An 18,761-nucleotide genomic window follows, 5' to 3' on the forward strand; every position below is an offset into this window, starting at 1 on the left:
GATTCCCGCCCTTTATCCGCCGCTTGTAGGCCAGATCGCCGGTTGATGACACCCCTCCGCCCTTGACGCTCCGCGCCCGTCGCCGTAGCCCGTCGGCCATGTCCAAGCTCGTTCTTCTCCGCCACGGCCAGAGCCAGTGGAACCTCGACAACCGCTTCACCGGCTGGGTGGATGTGGAACTGACCGCCCGGGGCGAGGCCGAGGCGCAGCGCGGCGGCGAGCTGCTCAAGGCGGCCGGCGTGCACTTCGATCGGGCGTTCAGCTCGGTGCTCAAGCGCGCCAACCGCACGGGCCAGCTGGCGCTGGCGGCGGCCGGGCAGGGCGACCTGGCCCTGGTCCGCGACTGGCGGTTGAACGAGCGCCACTACGGCGGGCTGACCGGTCTCAACAAGGCCGAGACGGCGGAAAAGCACGGCGACGATCAGGTCAAGGTCTGGCGCCGGTCCTATGACATCCCGCCGCCGCCGCTGGCGCCGGGCGGCGCGTACGACTTCACCACCGACCCGCTCTACGCCGGCTGCGCGATCCCCGACACCGAAAGCCTCAAGACCACGCTCGACCGGGTTCAGCCCTACTGGGACGCCGAGATCGCGCCACGTCTGAAGGCCGGCGAGACCGTGCTGGTCGCAGCTCACGGCAACAGCCTGCGCGCCATCGTCAAGCTGCTGTTCCAGGTGCCGGATGGGGAAATCGTCGACGTCGAGATCCCGACGGGCAATCCGCTGCTGATCGAACTGGACGGGGCCTTGAAGCCGACAAGCGCGCGGTATCTGGACACCGAGCGCGCAACTCCGTTGCCCGCGCTGTAGCATAGCGCGCGCCAATCCTCTCCGCGTAGCGGGGAGGGGGACCGCGCGGAGCGCGGTGGAGGGGGCTGCGCGAATGCGAACGGCCCTGTCCGGAATTCCGGATGATCCGGCGCCGCCCCTCCACCATGCTCCGCATGGTCCCCCTCCCCAGCGCGCTGGGGAGGATCGCCGCGCAAAGATGAGGACGTGGACCATGTCAGACCTCGATTTCATGCGCCGCGCCATCGCGGTGGCCCTGACCAACCTCGGCAAGACCGCGCCCAACCCCGTGGTCGGCTGCGTGATCGTCCGCGACGGCGTCATCCTCGCACAGGCGGCCACCGCGCCCGGTGGGCGGCCGCACGCCGAGGAGCAGGCGCTCGCGGACATCGACGCCCGCGGCGCCACCGCCTACGTCACGCTCGAGCCCTGCGGCGCCCGCTCGTCGGGGACCGCGCCCTGCTCGCAGCGGCTGGTCGAGGCGGGCGTCGCGCGGGTGATCTACGCCTGTGAGGATCCCTCGCCGCTGGCCTCGGGCCAGGGCTCGGAGCGGCTCATCGCGGCAGGCGTCGCCGTCGAGCGCGGCCTGCTGTCACAGGAGGCTTCCGACGCCCTGCGCTACGACCTCTGGAAGGGCGATGTTAATGCGCGTCTGCCATAGGTTTTCTCCAACGGAGACAAACCCATGGCTGCCGCCGCGGCGTCGACCGGTACAGGGCGACGCCTTACGCAACAGGACGTTGAGCTGATCTGCGCCAGGCATGACCGCCTGTTCTCGGCGCGGATGGGCGGCGCGCGTGCGGTGTTCGCCTTCAAGGATCTCACCGGTCTCGACCTGTCCGGCCGCAATCTGTCGGACGCCGACTTCACCGGCGCCACGCTGAACGACGCCCGGCTGGTCGGCGCGAAGCTCGACAACGCCAGCTTCTTCGGCGCGGACATGCAGGGCGCCGACCTCAGCGAGGCGTCCATGCGGCGCGCCGATCTGCGCGGCTCCTGTCTGCGCGGGGCGAACCTGACGGGCGCGGACCTGTTCGAGGCGGACCTGCGCGAGGGCACGATCGCCTCGCCGGATCGCGACAAGGGCCTGCGCATTCACGAGCACGCGACACGCTCGGGCGACGCCTGCGGCGCGATCCTCGCCGGCGCCAATCTCGAACGCTCGCGGCTGTCGGGCGTGATGGCCATGAAGGCCGACTTCAGCGACGCGATCATGAAGGACTGCAAGCTGATCCGCGCCAACCTGAAGCAGGCCAACATGAGCGGGGCCAATCTGGCCGGCGCCGACCTGTCGGGCGCGGACATCTCCGGCGCCGACATGCATGATGCGGTGCTGGTCGGGGCCAGGACCTACGGCTGGACCGTCGGCGACGCCGACATGACCGGGACGCTGACCGATGCGCCGTCGGGCAAGGCGGTCGACGACCTGCCCTACGAGGACATGCTGCGCGAGCATGCCCGCTGGTGCGAGACGGGCGGGGCCGAGGGCAAGCCGTCAGTCTTCGATCGGGCCGACCTGCGCAATCTCAAGTCCATCCGGGGCTACAACCTGACTGCCCTGTCGGCGAAGGCCGCGGTATTCTACGGCCTCGACATGGAGGGTGTGCAGCTGCAGGGCGCGCATCTCGAAGGGGCTGACCTGCGCAACTGCAATCTTCGCCGGGCCGACCTGCGTGGCGCGCGGCTGGCGGGCGCCAAGCTGTCCGGCGCCGACCTGCGCGACGCACACCTGGGCCCCCTGCTGATCGCCGCTGACCGGTTGCTGGCCTGCGACCTGACGGGCGCACAGCTGAAGGCCTCGGACCTGACCGGGGCCGACCTTCGCCAGGCGCGCCTGGCCGGCGCCGACCTGTCGCGCGCCAACTTCTCCAGCGCCCAGCTGCGCGGTGCGGACCTGACGGGCGTCCGCCGCCAGGGCGCGCGCGGCCTCGATGAGGCGCTCTGACGTCATGCTTAACCCTTCAGTTGGTCGACCCGCGTTATGCTTCGCCGCGAAATGATTCGGATGGTGGGGGAACAGCCTTGAGCGTCACGCAAACCAGTCTCGCGGGGCGTCGCCGTCTGAGCCAGGCGGAACTCGATATGATGATCACCGCGCATGAGCGCTTCCTGTCGGGCAAGCCCGGCGGCAAGCGGGCTTCGCTGCGGTTCCTCGACCTGTCACGGCTGGATCTCGCCGGCCGCAACCTGACCGACGCGGACCTGTCGGCCTCGATCCTCGATGGCGCGCGGATGATCCGCACCAATCTCGAGCGCGCCAACCTGTTCGGCTGCGACCTGCGCAAGGCCGACCTGCGCGGGGCCAACCTCAAGCGCGCCGACGTGCGCGGCTGCTGCCTGCGCGGCGCCAACATGACCATGGCCGATCTGACCCAGGCGGACTTCCGCGAAGGCCAGATCGCCACGCCGCACCCGACCAAGGGGCTCAGCGTCGTCACCCACCAGGCGCGCGCCGGCGACGCGGACGGCGCGATCTTCGTCGGGGCGACGCTCGACGGGTCGAAGTTCAACGGTTCGTCCGCCTTCGCCGCGGACTTCACCGACTGCTCCCTGAAGGGCGCGAAGCTGACCGGCTGCAATCTCAAGGACGCCAACATGTGTGGCGCGATCCTCGAGGGCGCGGACATCGCGGGCGCCAATCTGGAAAACGCCAACCTGTCCGGCGCGATCCTGACCGGGGTCGACACGGCCACCGCCCGGATGAGCGGCGCCAATGTCGAGGGCTGCCTGCGCGCCCCCACGCCCGCGGCCCTTGGGCGTGCGGACGAGCTGAGAGGGCTGGCGGCGGGCAATCAGGCCTGGTGCGAGTCCGGCGGCCAGCGCGGCGCCCCGGCCAAGTTCGACGGTGAGGACCTGCGGCCGCTCGGCGACGCCCTCAAAGGCGGCCGGCTGACCGCCATGACGGCGAAGAAGGCCTGTATGGTCGGGCTCAATCTCGCCGGCGCGCAGTTGCAGGGCGCCAATCTCGAAGGCGCCGACCTGCGCGGCGCCTGCCTGATCAAGGCCGACCTGCGCGGGGCCAAGCTGGCCGGCGCCAACCTGACCAAGGCCGACCTGCGCGGCGCCAGCATCGGCGTCCTGCCGCTGGGCCCGGGCCGGTCCAACCCGGCCACCCTGAACCAGGCCCGCATGCGCTACACTTGGGCCCAGGCCGCCGACCTGACCGCCGCCATCCTCGACGGCGCCGACCTGCGCGGCGCGGACTTCACCGGCGCGCGGACGGCCCAGGCCTCGTTCCGCGACGCGGATATCGAAAACGCGGTCGGCTACACGGCGGAGTAGCGGAAGCGGGGCCTCTTCCTCCAGGGGCGCGGTTCAGCTCGACAGCCCTGCTAGAGCACCCAGCCGCCGTCCGCATCGCCGCCGCCGGTGTAGAGGTTGGCGGTGGTTCCCGTGACGTTGCCGTTGATCTCGACGATCAGGTCGGCCTTGCGGTCGCCATCGACGTCGAGTTGAAGCTGGGTCTTGCCGCCGCTGAGCTTCAGCGTCGCCTGGCCGGCCACGCCGGTGAAGGCTCCGACGAACGTGAACGCCTGGTCGCCGCCGAGGAGGGCGTTGGCGTCGATCCCGCTGAGGTCGATCCGGTCGTTGGCGGCGAAGCTGAGATCAAGGATCTGGTCCTTGTCCGGCGTCATGCCGAATCCGGGTCCCGTGCGGCGGATGTCGGCCGCAGTGAACACGAACGCGTCCGCGCCCGAGCCGCCGGTCAGCCGGTCCTGGCCCGCCCCGCCGGCGAGGCTGTCGTTGTCGCCGCCGCCGTCCAGCGTGTCGTTGCCGGCGTCGCCGTTGAGGGTGTCGTTGCCGGCCAGACCGTTCAGGACATCCGCCCCGCCGCCGCCGCTGAGGGTGTTGGCCCCGCTATTTCCGGTCAGGGTATTGGCCAGCGTGTTGCCCGTGCCGTTGAGGTCGCCGGATCCGGTGAGGGTCAGGGCTTCGACGTTGGCGGTCAGGCTGTAGCTGATGGACGCCGACACCGTGTCGGTCCCGGCGCCGGCGCCCTCGGTCACCGTGTCGCCGACCTCGTCGACGACGTAGTTGTCGTTGCCGGCCCCGCCGGCCATCGCGTCCGCGCCCGTCCCGCCGTTCAGCGTGTCGTGTCCGTCGCCGCCGTTGAGCGTGTCCGCCCCGGCCCCGCCGTTCAGGCTGTCGTTCTGGGTCCCGCCGTCGAGCGTGTCGTTGTCGTCGCCGCCGTTGAGCACATCGTCCCCGCCGCCGCCGCTGAGCGTGTCGTTGCCGGCGAGGCCGTTCAGGGTGTTGTTCACGCTGTTGCCGGTGATGACGTTGGCCAGTGCGTTGCCTGTGCCGTTGATGTTGCCGCCGTTGCCGAGGGTCAGGTTCTCGATCGCGGAGCCCAGCGTCCAGCTGATCCTGCTGATCACCAGGTCAATGCCGTCGCCGCCGGTCTCGTCGGTCGTATCGCCCGCGTCGTCGACCACATAGGTGTCGTTGCCCAGGCCGCCGCGCATCGTGTCTGCGCCGAGGCCGCCTTTGATATAGTCGTCTCCGTCGCCGGCATCGATGACGTCATCGCCCTCGCCGCCGTCGATGGTGTCGTTGCCCGCGCCGGAGTCCACGGTATCCGCACCGGCCTGGGCATTGATCGCGTCGGCGCCGCCGGTCCCCGTGAGAGTGTCGTCGCCGGCCGTAGGGGTAGTCGAGCCGCCCCCCTCCGCCGTGTCCTCGATCGGCAGGATCAGGCTGGTCGAGGCCGTGCCGCCCGCGCCGTCGTCAGCCGCCAGGGTGATCGTTGCAGAGGCCGGCGGCGTGTCGGTGTTGGCGGTGAAGCTGACGGCGCTGGTCCCGTCGCTGTTCAGCAGGGCGGCGATCTGGGCGGCCGTGCCGGTGAGGGTGACGCTGGCCGTGCCGGAGCCGGACACGCTCGCGCCGCTGGTTCCGGCCGTGACGGTCAGCAGGCCGTAGCTCGTCGACAGGGTGACGGTCAGCACGTCGCCGGCGTCAGGGTCGCTGACCGTGAAGCCGGTGTTCTTGAGGTCCAGCGCCACCTGCTCGACGGCGGAGGGGCCCACGTTGAACACCTGCGCCCGGACGGCGCTGCCTGAGGTGTCCCCGCCCGATGCGCTGAGGTCCTGCCAGATGACCGCGAACCCACCGTTCCGCAGGGCGGTGATCTGCGGCGAACTCTGGTTGCTGGCTGTGGTGGTGTTGACCAGGATCTCGGTCCCGACCATCGCGCCGTCGGCCGTGAACACCTGCGCCCGGACGGCGTTCGAGACGATGTCCGGCGGTGTCTGGCTGGCATCAACCCAGGTGATGACAAAGCCGCCGGTGGACAGGGCGCTGATCTGGGGACCGCCCTGGTTGCTGGCTGTGACTGTGTTGACGAGAAGCTCGGCCCCGAGCTTCGCCCCGGCGGCGCTGAACACCTGCGCCCGGACGGCGTTGCCGGAGGTATCGGGGGCCGTCGCGCTTGCGTCCTGCCAGGTGACCACGAACCCGCCGTTGGACAGGGCGGTGATCTGTTGAAAGGACTGGTTGCCGTTCGTGCTGGTGTTGACGACGAATTCGGTCCCGACCGGCGCGCCGGCGGCGGTGAACACCTGCGCCCGGATGGCGCCACTGGAGGTATCGGGCGCGGCCCCGCTGGCGTCCGCCCAGACGATCACGAAGCCGCCGTCCGACAGGGCCGTGATCCGGGCGATGGCCTGGTTGCCGGCCGTGACCGTGTTGACGAGGATCTCGGTCCCGACCATCGCGCCGGCAGCGGTGAACACCTGGGCCCGGACGGCGCTCAGCGAGGTGTCCCCGCCGGTCCTGCTCAGGTCGCCCCAGGTGATGACGAAGCCGCCGTTCGACAGCGGGATGATCTTTTGCGCGTTCTGGAGGCTGTTCGTAGCTGTGTTGACCAGCAGCTCCGACCCGACCATCGCGCCGGCGGCGGAGAACACCTGCGCCCTGATAGCGGTTTCGGAGGAGTCCGGCGGGGTCAGGCTGTTGTCCTGCCAGGTAATCACGAATCCGCCGTTCGACAGGGCGGTGATCTCGGGGCCGTTCTGGGCGGCGGTCGTGATGGTGTTGACGAGTATCTCGCTCCCGACCTTCGCGCCGGTGGCGGAGAACATCTGCGCCCGGACGGCGTCGCCCGAGGTGTCGGGAGCGGTGAGGCTGCCGTCCGACCAGGTGATCACGAACCCGCCGTCCGACAGGGCGGTCATCGTGGGAAACGACTGATTCAGGGACGTCGCCGTATTGACGAGAATCTCGGTCCCGACCATGGCGCCGGCGGCGGTGAACACCTGCGCCCGCACGGCGGAGCCGGAGGTGTCGGGAGCCGTGCCGCTGCCATCTGTCCAGACGACAACGAACCCGCCGTTGGACAGGGCCTTGATCTGCTGTGGCGGTTGATTGCCCGCCGTGGCCGTATTGACGAGGATCTCACCGCCCGTCCGCACGACCGTCGGCGTGAAGCCCACGCTCGGCCCGCCGGTGCCGGCGAACGCCTGCGGCTGGTCGCCGCCGGCCTTGGGATCGAGGATCAGCGCATTGGACGTCGACGCGCCCGGGGACGCCGCGCCGTCTGCGCGCGCGGCTGGGTCCGCTCCCCTCCGGCCGGCCTGCGCGCCGATCGTCGCGATGCCCGGGTCTGATTCAAATACTGCACCACGCACGATTCACCGGCCCCCCAGATGGCCGGCGCGATATCCTTCTTGGATCTCCGATCGGAGCCCTGGGCAGACCGCGCCAGCTCGCCAACATCAAAACGTCGGCCTGCAGCATGGCGGGGCCGTGGAACGCCGCGCAAGACGAGGGTGCGGATTCCGGCAAACGCTGTTACCCGGATTGTGGAATTCGCCTGTGGCGGGAGAAATCCCGCCCCGCGGATCAACCGCCCCGCGACAAGAGGCCAAAGAAAAAGGGCGGAGCCTTGCGGCTCCGCCCGATCCCGAACGCGGAGGGGTCGTTCTGTCGTCAGGCCGTCAGGCGGCCTTCTTCGCCTTGGGCAGGGCCGGCTTGGCGTCGGCGGTCGTGCTGATCGCGATGGTCCGGGGCTTCAGCGCCTCGGGCAGCTCGCGCTTCAGGGCGATCGACAGCAGGCCGTCGGCCAGGTTGGCGTCGGTCACCAGCACATAGTCGGCCAGCTGGAAGCGGCGCTCGAAGTTCCGCTCGGCCAGGCCGCGGTGCAGGAACTTGCGGGCGTCGTCATTGGCGGCCTTGCGGCCGGTCACGGTGAGGAGGTTCTCCTTCACCTCGATGATCAGTTCGTCCGGACGGAAGCCGGCGACCGCGATCTCGACTCGGTAGGCGTTCTCGTCGGTGCGCTCGATGTTGTAGGGCGGATAGCCGGCGGCGCTGTCCTGGGTCGCGGCGGCGTCAAGCTGCGCGGCGAGCCGGTCGAAGCCGACGACGGAGCGGTACAGGGGCGAAAAATCGATCGTACGCATGGGTGCAGTCCTTCTTTCAAAGCAAGGTTGCGGTTTTGACGTACGGGCCGGTGGCGAGCTCGAAAGCCTCGTCGTGACCCGGGAGGCCCGGACATCCAGCGCCTCCGTCCAATGAGGTGGTGAGCCCGTTTTCGGGTTTCAAGTCCCCCGCTCTTGATCGCCGCCCGGGGACCGCTAGGTTCGCTGCACAAACGGCATCAGGCGGAGAACGGCGATGATCACGCGCAGACACGGACTGCTTCTCGGGGCCGCGGGCCTGCTGGCCGCCCGGCCGCTTTCGGCCCTCGCGGGTGAGGGCGACAAAGCCCTGAAGGCGGCCATCGCCGGGTCCTGGCGCGCGCCCGCCAACGTCGCTCGCGACGCCGCGCGGCATCCGTACGACAGCCTGGTCTTCTGGGGCCTGAAGCCGAAAAGGACGGTGATCGAGGTGTCGCCCGGCGGCGGCTACTGGACCGAGATCCTCGCGCCCTACGCCAAGGCCACCGGCGGCGTCTATGTCGCCGGCGTGGCCGATCTGGCCAACCCCAAGCTCTCCGCCGGCGCCCGCAAGGGCCGCGCGGACTTCGAGGCGAAGTTCGCCGACGCGGCGACCTACGGCGCGATCCAGTACGCGGACTTCGGCCCGGTCTCCGCTCCGCTCGGCGCGCCCGGCTCGGCCGACATGGTGATCACGGCCCGCAACATCCACAATTTCATGTACCAGGGCGACATGCTGGCCAAGTCGATGGCCGACTTCTTCGCCGTGCTGAAGCCGGGCGGCTTCCTGGCCGTCGAGGAGCATCGCGCCGATCCCCGGCCCGAGACGCCGGGCGTGACCGACGGTTATGTCGCCACCGCCACGGTGGTCGCCGCCGCGGCGAAGGCGGGGTTCAGGCTCGACGCCAGTTCCGAGGTCAACGCCAACCCGAAGGACACCAAGGACCATCCGTTCGGCGTCTGGACCCTGCCGCCGGTGCGCCGTTCCGCGCCCGGAGGCCAGCCGGCCAACCCGGCCTTCGACTCGTCGAAGTACGACGCTATCGGCGAAAGCGACCGCATGACCCTTCGCTTCGTGAAGCCCAAATAGCGCCGCTTTGACCGGGTCAGGTGGGCGCGGTAAGCCCGGAGCTTGCGGTGCGGGGGCGGCGTTGACGGATAGCTCGAAGATTGTGGCGTCATCGGGAGCCTCGCGGCGGCTGGTTGTGGTCGCCGGCGCCGCCTGGCTGCTGGCCGCCTGCAAGCCCAAAGCCGCCGACGTCCCGGCCGCCAAGGCCGTGCGCGGGGGGCCGCAGACCATCGCCGCCGCCGTCGCCGGCGACTGGCGCCTGCCCGCCGATCGCGCCCGCGACGCCTGGCGTCACCCTGTTGAAAGCCTGACCTGGTGGGGCCTGAAGCCCGGCATGACGGTGGTCGAGTTCTGGCCCGGCGCCGGCTGGTACACCGACATCATCGCGCCGTTCCTCGAGGGGACAGGCGGCAAGCTCTACGCCGCCAATCTCGAGCCCAGCGATCCGGTCGCGACCCAGATCGTCGACGCCTTCAAGGCCAGACTGGAGGCGAAACCGAAGCTCTACGGCGAGGTCGCGGTGACCGCCTTCGGCCCGACCAGCGGACCGGTCGCGCCGCCGGGATCGGCCGACATGGTGCTGTTCCTGCGCAACCTGCACAACTGGATGGCCGCCGGCGTCGCTGACAAGGCCTTCAAGGCCGCCTTCGCCGCGCTCAAGCCCGGCGGCGTGCTGGGCATCGAGGAGCACCGCGCCGAGGCCGGCCAGGTCCAGGACGTGCTGGCCGCCGACGGCTATGTGCAGCAGGCCTACGCCATCCAGCTGGCGAAGGAGGCCGGGTTCATCCTGGCCGGGACCAGCGAGATCAACGCCAATCCCAAGGACACGCGGGACCATCCGTTCGGGGTCTGGACCCTGCCCCCGACGCGGCTGTCCGCGCCGCGCGGGCAGCCGGCGCAGCCTGGCTTTGATCACGCCAGATACGACGCGATCGGCGAGAGCGACCGCATGACCCTCAAGCTGGTGAAGCCGAAATGACCCTGACCCGACGCACCCTGGCCGGGGCGGCGCTGTCCGCCCTGGCCGCCGGTCCCGGGCTGGCCGCCGATCCGGGCGAGCCGATCCCGGCGAAGAAGCTGTTCCCCTACCTCGACCTCTACCTCGGCATCCCCGCCGCTGACCGCTCGCGGTTCGTGATGGCCTACTACCTGCGCCGCGACGGCAAGCCGGCGACCGGGGTGACCCTGACGCTGATCAGCGCCGGCGGCGCCCGCTCGCCGATCCCGGTCGGGAGCGATGGGCGTCTGCTGAAAACGCCGTCCCAGGCTGACCTGAAGGACGGCAAGGTGACGCTGGTGAAGGCCGATCCGGCCTCGAAGTTCCAGCTCTCCATGGAGTTGCAGCCCACGGCCCGCGTGGCCGACACCGTGCCCGCGGCCGAATTCGCCGCCGCGATCGTCCAGTGTCGAACCGCGATCAAGGCCAAGGCCGGCGTCATCGGCTTCGCCGCGCCGAAGATCGAGCAGGTGGTCTTCGCCGGCGTGACCAGCGGGTCCGCCGTGATGGCTGACGGCCGCACCGCGCCGCTGCCGCTCTACAAGGGCATGCCGGCCTACGATCCGGTCGCGCTGCCGGGCGTCGCCAGTCTGAAGTTCCCCAAAACCCCCGGTCGCGCCCTGCTCGGTCCGAGGAAGTAGGCGGCCTGCGTCACCGTCAGGGGATGTCGAAGGCCCGGCCTGTCGCTTTCGTCCTGCAAAAGTGGCGCTGGCGTCATCTTTTTTTATCGGCCGATATCAGGTCGCTTGTGCGTTGAGCGCGACCCGTTTATCGATTTCGACGCAACATAACGGGAGGCCGCCAATGGCTACGCTGCAAGAAATTACCGATCGCGTGAAGACCGCCGTTGGCGCCGATTCCGGCCTCGGCAAGTCGCTGAAGTTCGACCTCAAGGGCGACGGTTTCGTCCACATCGACGGTGGCACGGTTTCGAACGAAGACCTGCCCGCCGACCTGACGATGACCATCTCGCTGGCCGACCTCATGGAAATGGGCGCCGGCAAGCTCGACGCCACGATGGCCTTCATGTCGGGCCGCCTGAAGCTGTCGGACATGGGTCTCGCCATGAGCCTGCAGCCGCAGATGGGCGCCCTGTTCGCCAAGATGGCCTAAGGGTCAGTCAGTGACCGACACAGCGCCTCTGGTATCCATCCCCGAGGCGCCCGTTCCGGCCAACGGAACGGCGGAGTGGTTCAGCGGCGCGGAGGCTTATCGCCTCCGCGCCGCTTTATTTTTGCCGGAAGGAACGCCGAAGGGTTCGGTGGTCCTGAGCGGTGGCCGCACCGAACCGATCGAGAAGTATTTCGAGGTCATCGGCGAACTGCAGGGCAGGGGCTTCGTCGTCCTCGCCCATGACTGGCGCGGCCAGGGCCTGTCGCAGCGCCCGCTGCCGGATCCGCTCAAGGGCCACGCCCACGGCTTTGCCGACTTCGTCGAGGACTACCGCTGCTTGCTGGCGGCGTTCGAGGCGCGCCTGCCGAAGCCCTGGATCGCCATCGGCCATTCGATGGGCGGCTGCCTGACCCTGCTGGCGCTGGCGCACGGGGTCGGGGACTTCAGCGCGGCGTTCCTGTCCGCGCCGATGCTGGGGCTGCAGACCGGAAACCGGCCCAAACGCGCGGCGCGCGCGCTGGCCTGGATCATGTCACGCACCAAACCGACCGAGTACATCCTCGGCGACTCCGGCGATTCCCACGCCAACACCTTCGAGACCAACGTCCTCACCCATGACCCGAAGCGCTGGGCCCGCAACCAGGCCCAGGTCGTCGCCGAGCCGGGCCTGAAGCTGAACGCCGGCACCTGGGGCTGGCTCGACTTCGCCTTCTCCGCCTCGGCCTGGCTCAAGCGCGCGCCGGGCGTGGCGCAGATAGCCTATCCAGTTCTGGTGCTGGGCGCGGAAGAAGAACGCCTCGTCGACAACGCGGACCAGCGCGAAATCACCGCCCGCATCCCGAAGGGCCGCTGGCTCCAGGTCGATGGCAGCTACCACGAGATCCTGCAGGAAACCGACGCCATCCGCGCGGTGTTCTGGCGGGAGTTCGATGCGGTTACTTCCGCGCTCTAACGCCGACCAATCCCTCATCCGTCATGGCCCGGCTTGTCCGGGCCACCCAGGCACGCGGTCCCGGCTGGCCGTTGGCGAACCAATCCGCGCATTACCGATGATAGCGGTGTTCTTGGATGGCCCGGACAAGCCGGGCCATGACGGCATCAGGAAATTGCTAATCCACCGCCGCCCGCTTCAGCGTCACCAGCGCGTCCTCCAGGCAGCCCCTATCCCCGACGAACGCGAACTTGCCGCCGTCTGAGCGCGCCTCCGAGCCGTCCCAATGTGCGACAAAGCCGCCGGCGCCCTCGACCACGGCGATCGGCGCCTCGGCGTCCCAGACCTTCAGGCCGGTGTCGAGCGCGAGATCCATCGTCCCGGCCGCGACCATCGCATAGCCGTACGCGTCGAGCCCCAGCCGGGCCAGCTTCGCGGCGGCCCGCACCTGGGTCCAGGCGCCCAGCTCCGGCCCGGTCAGGATGGCGGGGTCGGTGGTGCAGATGATGGCGTCGGTCAGTCTGGGACAGGCGCGCACGCGCAACAGCGTCTCGCCGCCGCGGCTGATCAGGCGCGAGCCGGTCTGGCGGCCGCCGATGTACAGCTCGCCGATATAGGGTTGGCCGATGGACCCCAGCACGGGGCGGCCTTCATGGCGCAGGCCGATCAGGGTGGTCCACAGCGGCAGGCCGGCGATGAAGGCCCGCGTGCCGTCGACGGGATCGAGCACCCAGACGAACTCGGCGTCCGGGCGGTCCTCGCCGTATTCCTCGCCGATCACCCCGTGGTCGGGATAGCGCTCGGCGATCAGTTTTCGGATGGCCCGCTCAGCGCCCTTGTCGGCCTCGGTGACCGGATCGAACCCGCCCGCCAGCTTGTTCTCCAGGCCATGGTCGGCCCGGAACAGCGGCAGGATGGCGTCGGCCGAGGCGCGGTTGAGCGCGACCAGAAAGGCGTCGAGCCCGGCGAGGCGGTCAGCGGAAAGGGTCATGCCCAACGGTTAGCGGCGGTGATGTCCGCCAACAACCATCAACTGTCATCCCGGCCGCAGTGAAACGGAGAGCCGGGACCCAGCCCGCCCCGCCCATCCTGGGTCCCGGATCGGCCCTGCGGACCGTCCGGGATGACAGAATGGGCACGGGCAGGGGTCAGGCCGCGTCGGTCTCGCCGTTGAGCGACTTGGCCAGGTCGAGCAGGCGGCGACGGGGCCGCTCGCCGAGCTGGTAGTAGGCGCGGATCAGGTCGAGCGTTTCCTTGCGGGCGAACATCTCGCCGCCTTCGCCGGAGCTCTCGCTCTGCAGTTCGCGACGGTCAGCGTCCGAGAGGCCGTCATAGAAGTAGCCGACCGGAACCTCGAGGGCCTCGGACAGTTGCCAGAGCCGCGAGGCCGAGATGCGGTTCGCGCCGCACTCGTACTTCTGGATCTGTTGAAAGCGAACCCCGACCGTGCCGGCCAGCTGCTGCTGGGTCAGGCCGAGAAGACGGCGACGGCGACGAAGCCGCTTGCCGAGGTGAACGTCGATATCGTTGCCCATGGGCTGTCGCCCCCGTGTTGTTGCACCCGCGACTGTTCCGAAACGAAACGGTCTGACCTGAAGGTCGCAAGTCGCGCGCCAAGCGATCCCGGCCTGTGGATAAGCGCCTCAGGGGGGATCACGCCCGGCGCGATTCCCACTCAGCCCCGAAGCGGGCTAGATACGTGCCATGAGTGACAAGCGTGTCTCATTCGGTCAGGACCTCGCGTGGCGGCTCGAAGCGCTCGGCTTCGACGTCTTCACCGTCCTGTTCCGGCTGCTGCCGGTGGACGCCGCCTCCTGGCTGGGCGGGGCGATGGCGCGCCTGATCGGGCCGCTGACGAAGACGCACAGGCTCGCCGACCAGAACCTGCGGCTGGCGTTCCCGGAAAAGGACGCCGCATGGCGCAACCGGATCCTGGCCGAACAGTGGGACTGCAACGGCCGCACGATCGCCGAGTTTCCCATGATGGACCGGCTGCTGCCGTCGACGGGCCGGATCGAGGTGGTGGGCGGTGAGCGGCTTGCCGAGATCGCTGCGGGCGGCAAGCCGGTGGTGTTCGTTTCGGGCCACTTCTCAAACTGGGAGGTGATGCCCGCCGCCATCGTCAATTCCGGCATCAACTGCGAAATCACCTATCGCGCGGCCAACAATCCCTATGTCGACCGGCGCATCCGCGACAGCCGGTTCCGCTATGGCGTGCGGCTGTTCGCACCCAAGGGCGGCGACGGCGCCCGCGAGATGCTCGAGGCGCTGGGCAAGGGCGTCTCGGTTGCGTTGATGAACGACCAGAAGTTCAACCGGGGCGGGGTCGCCGCGCCCTTCTTCGGCCGCCCGGTGATGACGGCGCCCGGACCGACGCGGCTGGCCCTGCGCTTCGACACCGTGCTGCAGCCGATGTGCGTGCAGCGGACGAAGGGCGCGCGGTTCCGGGTGGTGGTCTACGACCCGATCGTGCTGGAGCGCACCGGCGACCGCACCGCCGACATCGAGGCCGGCGTGCGTCGCATCACCGCCTTCGTCGAGGACCGGGTGCGCGAACGTCCGGGCGAGTGGTTCTGGGTTCACCGGCGCTGGCCCAACGAGGCCTACGCCGAACTGGCGGCTTCGGAAGCTCAGGCCTGAAGCGCGACGGCGTCCGGCGCCGGCGCGGCGGAGGCATCGTCGATGCCCCGGCGCTTCGGGCCGAAATAGTCCTCGGTGCGGACGAACGGCCGGGGATGAAACACCACCGCGGTAATCCGGTCGATCACCGAACGGGCCGTCACCGGCTTGACCACCAGCTCGGTGACCCCGGCGTCGCGCGCTTCACAGACGCGCGGACGGTCGGCGAAACCGGTCATCATGATGATCGGCAGATAGGGGTTCTTGCTGTCGGGCGAGTTGCGCACCATCCGGGTGAACTCGACGCCGTCGATCGGCTCCATGCGAAAGTCGACGATGGCGATGTCGGCGGGCCAGTCGCGCAGGGCCTGCAGCCCCTCGGCGCCGTCGCGCGCCTCGCGCACCTCGCGGATGCCAACGCCCTTCAGGATCGTCGATACGATGGCGCGCATGTGCTGGTTGTCATCGACCAGCAATACCTTCAGCGCGCCCAGTCCGGAATCCATAGAGCCCTCGAATCGATGCGCCGGGACATAGCCGACGCCTTGTTATGATTCAGGCTTGATAGGGGTGCGCACCCTTCTGAATCGTTACCTTCAGGCCGGCGCCTTGAGGCCGACCATCAGCATCGGATCCAGGTTGCGTCCGCGCCACTTCATGCGCCAGCAGAGGTGCGGCCCGGTGGCCCGGCCGGTCATGCCCACCGCGCCGATGACCTGGCCCTTGCTGACGCGGTCTCCGGCCCGAACATCGATGCGCGATTGATGCAGATAGACGCTGATCAGGCCCTGGCCGTGGTCGAGCATCGTCAGCCCGCCCTCGTAGTGCATCGACGGATTCGAGAACGCCACGACGCCCGCCGCCGGCGCCATGATCGGCGATCCGGCGGGCGCGGCGAGGTCGGAGCCGAAGTGCGGCGTCTGCGGTGTTCCGTTCAGGATTCGCTGACCGCCGAACCGGGCGCTGAGCCGCCAGGTCTTCAGCGGCATGGCGAAGCCGTCGCGGAAAGCGTCGTCGTCGGTGCGGCTGGCGAAGCCGACGGCCTTCAGCGCCGCCTCGGCCTTGATCCGCTCCAGCAGCGCAGGGTCGGTCGGGGTCACCAGGTTCTGCGGCAGGCCGCCGATCCGCTGAACGTCGAAGTCGCCCGGCGCGATGGTCATGCTGTACGAGGCCGAGCCCTCGGCCGTCTGGACGCTCACCATGGCGGACGGGGCGGCGTCCCGGTCGAAACCGATGAAGAACCAGCCGCTGTCCGAGGCCGTCGCGACGATCTGCCCGTCGAGACTGACCTCCGCCCGCGGGCTGGTCAGGCCGATGGCGCAGCCGCCCTGGCGATAGCGTCCGGAGATGATCAGGCCCGGAGCGGCGGCCAGCGAAGGGCCGGCGAGCCCCGCCATGGCCAGTCCGCCCAGCAGGGCGCGCCGGTTCAGGGGTTCAGCTCCCGCCAGCGCTTCAGCGCCTCGGCCGGCCCGGCATAGGCCTCCTGCAGCTCGGGATTCCAGTACCGCAGCGCTTCCAGCGGGATCTTCAGGCCGCTGACGGCGCAGATCACGTGGCGGCCGGGCGTGAGGACGGCGAAGTCACCATCGCCGTAGTGCAGCGTGGCGATGTCCCGTCCAAGGTCGCGGTCAAAGGCGTTCATGGAGCCAATGTAGCGGTTCGCGAGCGTCTAGAACAGGTCGCCCTGACCAGCCGGTGGCGATGCGGGTCGCTTGGGGGCCGGGCGGGGAGGGACCGCAGCGGACGGGGCGGGCGCAGGAGCGCCACCCTGGCCATCGATGACCGCCTGACGCGTCGCGTCCTCGAACATCAGGTTGACCGTCTCGCCGGCGGCCAGGGCCGCCCCGTTCGGGGTCAGCGAGCCGTCGGCGCGCGTCACCAGCACGAAGCCGGGGCGGGGCGGGCGCTTCGGGTTGAGCGTCTGGAGCAGCTTGCCGATGGCCTCCAGCCGCGTCGCCTCTACATCGAACCGCCGCCCGATGGTCCCGTTGAAGCGCAGGTTCACCGCGTTCAGCCGCTCGCCGAGTTGCTCGGTCCGCCGTTGCAGCATCGCCGGCCTCAACGGCGCGGCGACCCGGGTCAGCCGCCCGGCCTGCAGATCGACATTCCGGCGCAGGCCCATGGTCAGGTGGCTGGCGGCGTAGTCCAGCCGCTGTCCAGCCATCGCCAGCAGATCGGCGGGCCGGGGCAGGCCGCGCGCCGCGCCGGTCAGGCGACTGCGCCGGTCCTCGATCAGCCGCCCGCCCGCCGTCGCCAGCCGCCGGTCGTAGTCGGCGGTCAGGGCCTTCAGCTCCGACAGCACGGGCGTGGCCATTTCCGCCGCCGCCGTCGGGGTCGGCGCCCTGCGGTCGGAGACGAAGTCGATCAGGGTGGTGTCGGTCTCGTGCCCGACGGCCGAGATCAGCGGGATCGTGCTCTCGGCCACGGTCCGGGCCAGCGCCTCGTCGTTGAACGCCCACAGGTCCTCGACCGAGCCGCCGCCCCGCGCGACGATCAGTATGTCGGGCCGCGGAACAGGGCCGCCTGGATGCATGGCGTTGAATCCGCGCACCGCGGCGGCCACCTGTCCGGCGGCGGCGTCGCCCTGGACCACGACCGGCCAGACGATGACCCGGCAGGGCCAGCGGTCGCGGATGCGATGGAGAATGTCGCGAATCACCGCCCCGGTCGGGCTGGTGATTACCCCGACCACGGCGGGCATGGTCGGCAGCCGCCGCTTGCGCGAGGCCTCGAACAGTCCCTCCGCCGCCAGCTTCGCCTTCAGCCGCTCCAGCTGCGCCAGCAGGGCGCCGACGCCGGCCGCCTCCATGCTCTCGATGACGATCTGGTAGCGCGAGCCGGCGGGGAAGGTGGTGATCCTGCCGGTGACGATCACCTCCAGCCCCTGTTCGGGCCGGACCGACAGCCCGCGCACGCTGCCCTTCCAGACCACGCCGTCGAGCGCGGCCTTGTCGTCCTTGATCGTCAGATAGACGTGGCCGCTGGCGTGGTTGGTGACCTTCGACAGCTCCCCGCGCAGCCGCACGAAGCCGTAGGCGTCCTCCAGCGTCCGCTTGAGCGCGAACGCCAGTTCCGAGACGGAATAGGCCTGGGCGTTGCTCGCGGGGGTGTCGGGTGAGTCTGTCATGAAGAAGGGAGTAGGGCGTAGGGAGTAGGGAGTAGCAAGTCCATGGCGCTGATAGCGCGGTAGACTACTCCCTATTCCCTACTCCCTACGCCCTGGCCACAGCGTCAGTGGCGCCGCGCCCCTGAACTAGATGTACCGGCGCAGCGACCGGGCCAGTTCCGTCGGGCCGGTCTTCTTCTTGCCGGTCTGGGGCTGCTGGTAGGCGACCTGGGCGTGTTCACGGCAGTAGGGGCCGATCTCGCCGTTGCGGCGGCCGCAGAAGGTGAAGCCGTCGCTGGACGGATCGCCGATCGGCCACTTGCACATATGGGCGCCCAGGGTCAGCACCGTGGCGCTGCCGGGCTCCTCGATGCGGTGCACCGGCTGGGGCATCGGCACGGACGGCGTGCTGCTGACGGTCTCGGCGACCATGCGGCGCGGCGCGGCCGGCGCGGTGGCGACCGGACGGGCCGGACGCGGGGCCTTGAACACCGGACGGGCAGGCTGCGACGGCGCGGCCCGGCCGGACAGGCCGAGGCGGTGCACCTTGCCGATGACGGCGTTGCGCGTGACCCCGCCCAGTTGCTTGGCGATCTGGCTGGCCGAGAGGCCGTCGAGCCAGAGCTTCTTCAGCGTCGCAACGCGATCGTCGGTCCAGCCCATGATCCAACCCTTTGCTACTGGAGGGCCGGCAAACGCCCCCGCGCAGCCGATCCCTACATATTGTGCCTCGGACGTCCGCTGGACGCCCTGCCTACAACA

19 protein-coding genes and 1 pseudogene are annotated in these 18,761 nt (G+C 69.7%); 11 read left to right on the forward strand and 9 right to left on the reverse strand.

Annotation, left to right across the window (positions count from 1 at the left end; genetic code table 11):
- The first annotated feature begins 98 nt into the window (after positions 1 to 98).
- From gpmA to AC3WJT_RS09190, 4 genes are all read left to right on the forward strand, one after another.
- Positions 99 to 809, forward strand: coding sequence for a 2,3-diphosphoglycerate-dependent phosphoglycerate mutase (gene gpmA, locus AC3WJT_RS09175; protein ID WP_492342804.1), 711 nt, complete (start codon positions 99 to 101; stop codon positions 807 to 809).
- Positions 810 to 1,002: 193 nt separating this feature from the next.
- Positions 1,003 to 1,449, forward strand: coding sequence for a bifunctional diaminohydroxyphosphoribosylaminopyrimidine deaminase/5-amino-6-(5-phosphoribosylamino)uracil reductase RibD (locus tag AC3WJT_RS09180; RefSeq protein ID WP_492342805.1), 447 nt, complete (start codon positions 1,003 to 1,005; stop codon positions 1,447 to 1,449).
- 24 nt (positions 1,450 to 1,473) lie between these two features.
- Positions 1,474 to 2,733 (forward strand): pentapeptide repeat-containing protein, encoded by a 1,260-nt coding sequence (locus AC3WJT_RS09185; protein ID WP_492342806.1) that lies wholly within the window; start codon positions 1,474 to 1,476, stop codon positions 2,731 to 2,733.
- A 77-nt stretch (positions 2,734 to 2,810) separates the two neighbouring features.
- Positions 2,811 to 4,070 (forward strand): pentapeptide repeat-containing protein, encoded by a 1,260-nt coding sequence (locus AC3WJT_RS09190; protein ID WP_492342807.1) that lies wholly within the window; start codon positions 2,811 to 2,813, stop codon positions 4,068 to 4,070.
- Between the two features lie 50 nt (positions 4,071 to 4,120).
- Here the strand turns inward: AC3WJT_RS09190 and AC3WJT_RS09195 are convergent, their stop codons facing one another.
- Positions 4,121 to 7,414 (reverse strand): beta strand repeat-containing protein, encoded by a 3,294-nt coding sequence (locus tag AC3WJT_RS09195; RefSeq protein WP_492342808.1) that lies wholly within the window; start codon positions 7,412 to 7,414, stop codon positions 4,121 to 4,123.
- Positions 7,415 to 7,723: 309 nt separating this feature from the next.
- Entirely contained in the window at positions 7,724 to 8,188 is a 465-nt protein-coding gene (locus AC3WJT_RS09200) for an Hsp20 family protein (protein ID WP_492342809.1), read from the reverse strand.
- Between the two features lie 214 nt (positions 8,189 to 8,402).
- Between AC3WJT_RS09200 and AC3WJT_RS09205 the strand changes: the two genes are divergently transcribed.
- The 5 genes from AC3WJT_RS09205 (at position 8,403) to AC3WJT_RS09225 (ending at position 12,295) form a co-directional block, all read left to right on the forward strand.
- Entirely contained in the window at positions 8,403 to 9,254 is an 852-nt protein-coding gene (locus AC3WJT_RS09205) for a class I SAM-dependent methyltransferase (protein ID WP_492342810.1), read from the forward strand.
- 82 nt (positions 9,255 to 9,336) lie between these two features.
- The gene (locus tag AC3WJT_RS09210; RefSeq protein WP_492342811.1) at positions 9,337 to 10,212 is read left to right on the forward strand and encodes a class I SAM-dependent methyltransferase; all 876 of its coding nucleotides are present in this window, start codon (positions 9,337 to 9,339) and stop codon (positions 10,210 to 10,212) included.
- Entirely contained in the window at positions 10,209 to 10,871 is a 663-nt protein-coding gene (locus AC3WJT_RS09215) for a hypothetical protein (protein ID WP_492342812.1), read from the forward strand. The genes AC3WJT_RS09210 and AC3WJT_RS09215 overlap by 4 nt, the downstream gene beginning before the upstream one ends.
- 163 nt (positions 10,872 to 11,034) lie before the next feature.
- Entirely contained in the window at positions 11,035 to 11,343 is a 309-nt protein-coding gene (locus AC3WJT_RS09220) for an SCP2 sterol-binding domain-containing protein (protein ID WP_492342813.1), read from the forward strand.
- Between the two features lie 10 nt (positions 11,344 to 11,353).
- Entirely contained in the window at positions 11,354 to 12,295 is a 942-nt protein-coding gene (locus tag AC3WJT_RS09225) for an alpha/beta fold hydrolase (protein ID WP_492342814.1), read from the forward strand.
- 157 nt (positions 12,296 to 12,452) lie between these two features.
- On the opposite strand, the gene AC3WJT_RS09230 is transcribed toward AC3WJT_RS09225, so the two are convergent.
- Positions 12,453 to 13,265 (reverse strand): inositol monophosphatase family protein, encoded by an 813-nt coding sequence (locus tag AC3WJT_RS09230; protein ID WP_492342815.1) that lies wholly within the window; start codon positions 13,263 to 13,265, stop codon positions 12,453 to 12,455.
- A 43-nt stretch (positions 13,266 to 13,308) separates the two neighbouring features.
- Here AC3WJT_RS09230 and AC3WJT_RS09235 point away from each other — a divergent pair.
- Positions 13,309 to 13,402: pseudogene (locus AC3WJT_RS09235) on the forward strand (hypothetical protein); the annotation flags it as partial.
- 20 nt (positions 13,403 to 13,422) lie between these two features.
- Here AC3WJT_RS09235 and AC3WJT_RS09240 read toward each other — a convergent pair.
- Positions 13,423 to 13,809 carry a helix-turn-helix domain-containing protein gene (locus tag AC3WJT_RS09240; protein ID WP_488899062.1) on the reverse strand — a complete coding sequence of 129 codons (387 nt, stop codon included), beginning with the start codon at positions 13,807 to 13,809 and terminating at the stop codon, positions 13,423 to 13,425.
- A 169-nt stretch (positions 13,810 to 13,978) separates the two neighbouring features.
- Between AC3WJT_RS09240 and AC3WJT_RS09245 the strand changes: the two genes are divergently transcribed.
- Positions 13,979 to 14,914, forward strand: coding sequence for a lysophospholipid acyltransferase family protein (locus tag AC3WJT_RS09245; RefSeq protein WP_492342816.1), 936 nt, complete (start codon positions 13,979 to 13,981; stop codon positions 14,912 to 14,914).
- On the opposite strand, the gene AC3WJT_RS09250 is transcribed toward AC3WJT_RS09245, so the two are convergent.
- From AC3WJT_RS09250 to gcrA, 5 genes are all read right to left on the reverse strand, one after another.
- Positions 14,905 to 15,399 (reverse strand): response regulator, encoded by a 495-nt coding sequence (locus AC3WJT_RS09250; protein WP_492342817.1) that lies wholly within the window; start codon positions 15,397 to 15,399, stop codon positions 14,905 to 14,907. The genes AC3WJT_RS09245 and AC3WJT_RS09250 overlap by 10 nt on opposite strands.
- A gap of 90 nt (positions 15,400 to 15,489) precedes the next feature.
- Positions 15,490 to 16,290 carry a M23 family metallopeptidase gene (locus AC3WJT_RS09255; RefSeq protein ID WP_492342818.1) on the reverse strand — a complete coding sequence of 267 codons (801 nt, stop codon included), beginning with the start codon at positions 16,288 to 16,290 and terminating at the stop codon, positions 15,490 to 15,492.
- A 29-nt stretch (positions 16,291 to 16,319) separates the two neighbouring features.
- Positions 16,320 to 16,535 (reverse strand): DUF2093 domain-containing protein, encoded by a 216-nt coding sequence (locus tag AC3WJT_RS09260; protein WP_492342819.1) that lies wholly within the window; start codon positions 16,533 to 16,535, stop codon positions 16,320 to 16,322.
- A 27-nt stretch (positions 16,536 to 16,562) separates the two neighbouring features.
- A complete protein-coding gene (xseA, locus tag AC3WJT_RS09265) occupies positions 16,563 to 18,020 on the reverse strand; it encodes an exodeoxyribonuclease VII large subunit (protein ID WP_492342820.1) in 1,458 nt (485 codons plus the stop codon).
- A 126-nt stretch (positions 18,021 to 18,146) separates the two neighbouring features.
- Positions 18,147 to 18,662 carry a cell cycle sigma 70 cofactor GcrA gene (gcrA, locus tag AC3WJT_RS09270; protein WP_492342821.1) on the reverse strand — a complete coding sequence of 172 codons (516 nt, stop codon included), beginning with the start codon at positions 18,660 to 18,662 and terminating at the stop codon, positions 18,147 to 18,149.
- Between the last annotated feature and the right edge of the window lie 99 nt (positions 18,663 to 18,761).

The organism is Caulobacter sp. FW305-C-30-S16 (assembly GCF_058783025.1).

Coding starts and splice junctions, on each gene's coding strand:
- AC3WJT_RS09200 (WP_492342809.1), bottom strand. CDS start 8,188: ATGCGTACGATCGATTTTTCGCCCCTGTACCGCTCCGTCGTCGGCTTC.
- AC3WJT_RS09245 (WP_492342816.1), top strand. CDS start 13,979: ATGAGTGACAAGCGTGTCTCATTCGGTCAGGACCTCGCGTGGCGGCTC.
- AC3WJT_RS09250 (WP_492342817.1), bottom strand. CDS start 15,399: ATGGATTCCGGACTGGGCGCGCTGAAGGTATTGCTGGTCGATGACAAC.
- AC3WJT_RS09230 (WP_492342815.1), bottom strand. CDS start 13,265: ATGACCCTTTCCGCTGACCGCCTCGCCGGGCTCGACGCCTTTCTGGTC.
- AC3WJT_RS09215 (WP_492342812.1), top strand. CDS start 10,209: ATGACCCTGACCCGACGCACCCTGGCCGGGGCGGCGCTGTCCGCCCTG.
- AC3WJT_RS09260 (WP_492342819.1), bottom strand. CDS start 16,535: ATGAACGCCTTTGACCGCGACCTTGGACGGGACATCGCCACGCTGCAC.
- xseA (WP_492342820.1), bottom strand. CDS start 18,020: ATGACAGACTCACCCGACACCCCCGCGAGCAACGCCCAGGCCTATTCC.
- AC3WJT_RS09240 (WP_488899062.1), bottom strand. CDS start 13,809: ATGGGCAACGATATCGACGTTCACCTCGGCAAGCGGCTTCGTCGCCGT.
- AC3WJT_RS09180 (WP_492342805.1), top strand. CDS start 1,003: ATGTCAGACCTCGATTTCATGCGCCGCGCCATCGCGGTGGCCCTGACC.
- AC3WJT_RS09220 (WP_492342813.1), top strand. CDS start 11,035: ATGGCTACGCTGCAAGAAATTACCGATCGCGTGAAGACCGCCGTTGGC.
- AC3WJT_RS09185 (WP_492342806.1), top strand. CDS start 1,474: ATGGCTGCCGCCGCGGCGTCGACCGGTACAGGGCGACGCCTTACGCAA.
- gpmA (WP_492342804.1), top strand. CDS start 99: ATGTCCAAGCTCGTTCTTCTCCGCCACGGCCAGAGCCAGTGGAACCTC.
- gcrA (WP_492342821.1), bottom strand. CDS start 18,662: ATGGGCTGGACCGACGATCGCGTTGCGACGCTGAAGAAGCTCTGGCTC.
- AC3WJT_RS09255 (WP_492342818.1), bottom strand. CDS start 16,290: ATGGCGGGGCTCGCCGGCCCTTCGCTGGCCGCCGCTCCGGGCCTGATC.
- AC3WJT_RS09205 (WP_492342810.1), top strand. CDS start 8,403: ATGATCACGCGCAGACACGGACTGCTTCTCGGGGCCGCGGGCCTGCTG.